Below are 5,385 nucleotides of genomic sequence, written 5' to 3'. Positions count from 1 at the left end.
TATGAGTATAGAACTAACTGACCAAGATAAAGTAAATATTAAAATTGCTTATCTCGATACTTTGCAAAACATTATCAATCGTATGGCTACTTTCAGCCTAGCAATGAAAACAGCTTCAATAACTACCTTAACAGCTTTACTTGCATATTCTGCTTCAGAACCTCTTGATAATAGCTTTAAGCTATGGATGTTTTTTATTCCTTGGTTGTTTTTTGCTTGGTATCATGCATATTTTTTAAGACTAGAAAGAGCATTTCGTCATATTTATAACAACTCCTCAAATCAAAACAGTATTACCTTTGATGATATGAAAATTGATGGAAATAAGCTAAACAATGCTTATGAAAAATGGACATCTATTATTTTCTCAAAACCATTATTTTTTTTCCACTTAACCCTGATTACTATAGCAGTAGTATCATTTATTAATATAAAAGGAATACCATGTTTTTAAGTGTAGAAGTCACAGATTTTCATAACTTTAGTTCGCCTGAATACATCTACAATTTTGAAGTAGAGCAGTATAAGTCTAAAGAAGAAAACGCTTTAAACGACTTGTCAGATTATCTATTAGATAGCAGTAGTACTTTAGATGGTGATGAAATACAGAAGCATTTATTCCCTAATAAAGAGGTTGATATTTTCTTATCACACTCACATGCTGACGCTGATAATGTGATAAGGCTAGCAATAGCTCTAGAGAGAAAAGGTTTGAATGTTTTTATTGACTCATGCGTTTGGGGCAATGCATTTGATTTGTTAAAAGATATTGATAATAAGTATTGCTATGACTCTTCTACTAATACTTACAGCTATGAGAAAAGAAATCGCTCAACCTCCCATGCATACATGATGTTGAACACTGCTTTACATAAAATGATAGATAATTGCGAGGTCTTTCTTTTTTTAGGAACGCCTAATTCTGTATCTGTAAGACAAGGTATTGAAGACCAAGAGTTAGTAAATTCACCTTGGATTTTGTCAGAATTAGCATTGGTTCAACATATTCGTAGAAAAACATCCTATAAGCAAAAGTTGAAATCGTTAACAGAGAGTCTGGGGATGGAAGCTCAACAACCAGTTATGGACTCATTAGATGTTGCCTACACCAAACCTGATCTAGACCATAAAATCACCAGTACAGCTTTGACAAATTTATTACAACAAAATTATTCAAACAAAGTGGACGTATTCGAAAGATTGTATCGGCATCTAAACCCTTGGTATTAAAGGGCAACCAAACTTTATGAAAATCTGATTACCCTAAAACTAGTTCTATAAGCCGTGGCTTTGATATGCAAATTTAGATTATTTAATCAACTTTCTTATAACCTCTAATATTCAAGATATTCTCTAATAGGACGTTTATCAAACTGCGCAGGGTCTTTTTTAAGGCGGTTAACCATTTCAAACTCCCACCCTTGCTGTGACTGACCAGCTGGGCTAGTAGGGCTTACTAAATGATTGTATTCCGCCATAAAAGCAGGGTTACGAGCAATACGCCCTAGCTGCTTATCATTCAATCCATCAACCGTGAACATATCTGCTGTACTAGAGTCGCGCTTTTTACTAACTACATCAGTCTTAGCTTTTGGCTTTTCATGAACAGTGAAAATAAAGCCTACAATTTTGCGTCCCCTTTTTACGTTCTCATATTTGACTTTAAGGTCTGATTTTTTGTTAATCTCATCTGTAGCAAGATCTAAAACACGTTTTTTGAAATCACACATCGCTTTGTATTCATTGATTCCTAGCCCCATCTGGTCTCTAAAGACCCCTATATCAAAGCATGGTGTTTTTTTAGCTGTGCGCCATTGCGTCAATAACTCATAAAGGCGTACCGAATAAACACTATCAAACTGTGTCGTTTGCTCTAGCAAATACGAGGTAAAAAACTGTTCTAAGCCATTGATACGGCTGATACCTTCTACAACAGCAAGAGTAAACACTATTTCTATAGCACCCTCACCATCATGATATTGCACCTGCTGTAACCAACGGCTTTTAATAGGCTTACCATTATCATCAAGGTAAGTAAAACGCCTATTAAATAGTGTTTCTTCAGCTTCTTTCATGCGCTTATAGCCATTTTGCCGTGTAGTTTCAAATACCTCTGCATAACGAGTGGCATCAATTCGTAACGGCTTGTCTGTACTTAATCCTGTGGCTGTTTCTCTAGCATCAACTATGGCTAGCTGAATAATTCGCACTTCAGCTAATGATAAAGTTTGTAATGCCTGATTCAGTTGATTAGTCTTTACGACTAGGTTTTTTTTATTGTGCATAACCATCTTATCCATAAGTATTTAATGACATATTACATTAAGTCATCTAAAGGTCAAATTATAAAAAGTCCTTTAATGGTAACTAAACGTCCTTTAATGGGTAACTAAACGTCCTTTAATGGGTAACTAAACGTCCTTTAATGGGTAACTAAACGTCCTTTAATGGACGCTATAAGCCAATAGCAGCAAGGGATACAGAGAGCTTAAAAGCTATTAAAAGCATTAAAAGCATTAAAAGCATTTTCTTATTTTTTTACTAACTGAAAAGATAATAGAAAAAAGCCCTAGTTACTTCGAAATATCAGAGACTTTTTTACGCTCTTTTGGATAAGATGATCGATTAATGCTTTCAAAAGTATCTATCAATTTGTTTTTTAGTCTCATCTAAAGCATCAGGTTTGTTCGACTTTATAATTTTTTTAGCATCCTAGTGTCTTCATTTTTCTTTAACCTTAGTAACAAGCTATAAAAACCACTCTCTCTGTGTACAGAATTAGATTTAATAGCCTTCATTCTTCATTTTGATACATACCTAGCCTTTTCGTATTTAACCCTCTCTATAGCGATTTTACGGCTTTCTAGTAGCATTGCCTCAGTTACCCTAGCAATTTCCTCTTCATTTAACCCTTCAATAGCCACTAAGTAAGGCTTAACACGTTTCTTGAGAGTCTCATAACTCCCTTCTGCCACGCTTTTATCAATCCTCGCCTTCTCATAGTCCATTAGGATGCTGTTTGCCGCTTTCACAGTCGGTTCTATTTGCTCAATAACGGCTGCTGTGACCTTCTCACCATATCGAGCTTTGCTTTCAAACATTTCAGGCTTAGGCGATACAGTTTCGATACTAAAATCTCGCGCGTGATTGATGTCGTGGTAATACTCTTTGATGCTGGTATGCTTGGCTTTAGAGCCTTCCTTCCCCCTTGTTAGCCCTAAATCAGCGACCGTATTGGCAAAATCGGTTTGCATCTGATTTAACTTAACCCTGCCGCCTAGAAAATTCTTACAGTTCAGCTTCCCCTTTTGGTCAATAGGAACGACATAAGCGACTAGGTGCGGTGTGCTTATGTCTCGATGAATACTCATACCAGCAATATTTTCTGCTCCATGCTTATCCATGAGCCACTGAGCAGATCGCTTAAAAAACTCATCTTCTTGGCTTTTTCCCCAGCCTTCCCATTCAGGACTGGCGGTTATTAAATACTCAATACAGAGCACCGCATCAGAGCGTCTTTTTTCAGGAAGTCGGTTTTGTATTGCTTGTTTGACTGCTTCAGGAGTAGCAACGCTATGATAATTTTTAGGGGTGAGGTTGGGGTCAGCATTTGGCGTTTCTATCTTTCGATAGCTGTGTGCAAGACTGCCACCAATGTTGCCCATCGTCTTTAATTTTGCCGTCCTCAAAATTGCATAGTTCATCGCCACTTTTTTCCTATAATTGGGTGTTATTTCACTGAGGTGTACTTACTACACCATAAATTCGCCTGTTAGGAAAGCGTGAATTTTGCAGCAAAAGGCGGTAAAAAAGGGCTATTTTTCACTGTTTTTCAACTTGGCTGTTTACAGATTGTAAACACCTTTTTCGTTTTTAAATCAATAACTTATAACGACTTTGTTTGCACTTTGCAAACACTCAAATTTCAATAAACCTAACAATATCAGCTATTTGGCAGTCCCTTTAGGGTGCGTAAGGTGTAGTCATTAAATTAGGTAGAAAATGACGGGTCTTTTATCTGTCGTAAAATCTGCTACAAAAAAGGGATTATAAGAGCGTTACTTCTCGTCATTCACTGGCATAATCTTAGGCTAGTACAAATAATTTATTAGCCTAAAAAATCATCTGTAGCTACAGATGATTCCAATGGTCTGATTAGTTATTCTTTATAAATAATCAACACTCTACAAGCTATATAAAGCTTATAGACACGAGGAAAGAATCATGAAATTTGATTTAAGAGGTTTTGATCAACTAGAGAAGAATCTTTCAGAGTTATCTGGCACTCACAGTATCCCACTGGATGATCTTATGACCCCTGATTTTATATCTAGTTGCAGTCAATATTCGAATTTTGAGGAACTAATAGAAGCTTCTGGGTTCAAAGTAGAAACAGAAGAAGATTTTGCAGCCATCCCAGATCAGGAGTGGGAGCAGTTTATTCAAACAAATACATCTTATGAAAGCTGGATAGAAATGCAAGAAGCGGCTGGGGTTAGTCATATAGAAACAAAACTACTTAAAGGCTTAAAGTAGAGACGTATAATCAAGGTTTTCCCTAACTCTATGTTATACAAAAACTTAGAAAGAAAGCCATTAGCCTTTTTCTGGGTTTTTAATGGGCAGTATAAAATACTAAAACTATTGAGATTTAACCACCTATCGCTTATATTGTATGTACAAACATAAGCGATAGGTGATTTATATGACTACGACTAATTATAATATACGGCTTGACCAGGATCTGAAGGATAGGTCTTTTTCTGTTCTTGAAAGCTATGGACTAACGCCTTCACAAGCCATAAGGCTGTTCTTGAACCAAGTAGCGGATACCAATGCAGTTCCCTTGTCTTTTGATTATCAACCTAAGCTCAACGCTCAGACCATCGCGGCTATTGCAGAGGTTGCCAATGGTAACGGTAGTAAGTACGACAGCTTTGGTGATCTCATGGATGAGCTAGAAGGCGAAGCTGATGAGATCCATTGAAGTATCAAGTCAGTTTAAAAGAGATGCCAAAAAGAATTATCTAAGCTTACTCACTCCTGCATGGGGCGAGGTGCTTAATTGTTTGACGAACGATATACCGCTACCGGCTAAATACAAAGATCATGCGTTGACTGGCAATCATAAAGGGTTTAGAGATTGCCATATCAAACCTGACTTGGTGCTTATCTACCGTATCCAAAGCGATACGGTAGATTTGGTTAGGCTGGGTAGTCATTCAGAAGTGTTTGAATAGGTATTCTTAGAGAAATTATATGAGTATAGAACTAACTGACCAAGATAAAGTAAATATTAAAATTGCTTATCTCGATACTTTGCAAAACATTATCAATCGTATGGCTACTTTCAGCCTAGCAATGAAAACAGCTTCAATAACTACC

At 36.6% G+C, this 5,385-nt stretch carries 7 protein-coding genes; 5 read left to right on the top strand and 2 right to left on the bottom strand.

Annotated elements, in window-relative coordinates; genetic code table 11:
* On the top strand, nucleotides 1-454 hold a 454-nt coding region (locus tag FQ082_RS13055), incomplete at its 5' end, for a hypothetical protein (RefSeq protein WP_181717787.1).
* Nucleotides 445-1,230, top strand: coding sequence for a toll/interleukin-1 receptor domain-containing protein (locus FQ082_RS12840; RefSeq protein WP_149493447.1), 786 nt, complete (start codon nucleotides 445-447; stop codon nucleotides 1,228-1,230). The genes FQ082_RS13055 and FQ082_RS12840, both read left to right, overlap by 10 nt.
* 104 nt (nucleotides 1,231-1,334) lie before the next feature.
* Here FQ082_RS12840 and repM read toward each other — a convergent pair whose 3' ends face one another.
* Together repM and mobV are read right to left on the bottom strand one after the other, a co-directional pair.
* Nucleotides 1,335-2,285: a replication initiation protein RepM gene (gene repM, locus FQ082_RS12835; RefSeq protein ID WP_149493446.1), complete on the bottom strand. Its 951-nt coding sequence runs from the start codon at nucleotides 2,283-2,285 to the stop codon at nucleotides 1,335-1,337.
* Between the two features lie 516 nt (nucleotides 2,286-2,801).
* The gene (mobV, locus tag FQ082_RS12830) at nucleotides 2,802-3,704 is read right to left on the bottom strand and encodes a MobV family relaxase (RefSeq protein ID WP_149493445.1); all 903 of its coding nucleotides are present in this window, start codon (nucleotides 3,702-3,704) and stop codon (nucleotides 2,802-2,804) included.
* 520 nt (nucleotides 3,705-4,224) lie between these two features.
* Between mobV and FQ082_RS12825 the strand changes: the two genes are divergently transcribed.
* The 3 genes from FQ082_RS12825 (at nucleotide 4,225) to FQ082_RS12815 (ending at nucleotide 5,240) form a co-directional block, all read left to right on the top strand.
* Nucleotides 4,225-4,536, top strand: coding sequence for a ThuA domain-containing protein (locus FQ082_RS12825; RefSeq protein ID WP_149493444.1), 312 nt, complete (start codon nucleotides 4,225-4,227; stop codon nucleotides 4,534-4,536).
* 169 nt (nucleotides 4,537-4,705) lie between these two features.
* A complete protein-coding gene (locus FQ082_RS12820; RefSeq protein WP_149493443.1) occupies nucleotides 4,706-4,987 on the top strand; it encodes a type II toxin-antitoxin system RelB/DinJ family antitoxin in 282 nt (93 codons plus the stop codon).
* A complete protein-coding gene (locus FQ082_RS12815; protein WP_149493442.1) occupies nucleotides 4,974-5,240 on the top strand; it encodes a type II toxin-antitoxin system YafQ family toxin in 267 nt (88 codons plus the stop codon). Before FQ082_RS12820 ends, FQ082_RS12815 begins: the two co-directional genes overlap by 14 nt.
* Nucleotides 5,241-5,385: the final 145 nt, after the last annotated feature.

Origin of the sequence: Psychrobacter sp. ANT_H56B, assembly GCF_008369245.1 — a bacterium.
In the GTDB taxonomy this organism is placed as follows: domain Bacteria; phylum Pseudomonadota; class Gammaproteobacteria; order Pseudomonadales; family Moraxellaceae; genus Psychrobacter; species Psychrobacter cryohalolentis.
This window is presented reverse-complemented; position numbering and strand designations above follow the sequence as displayed.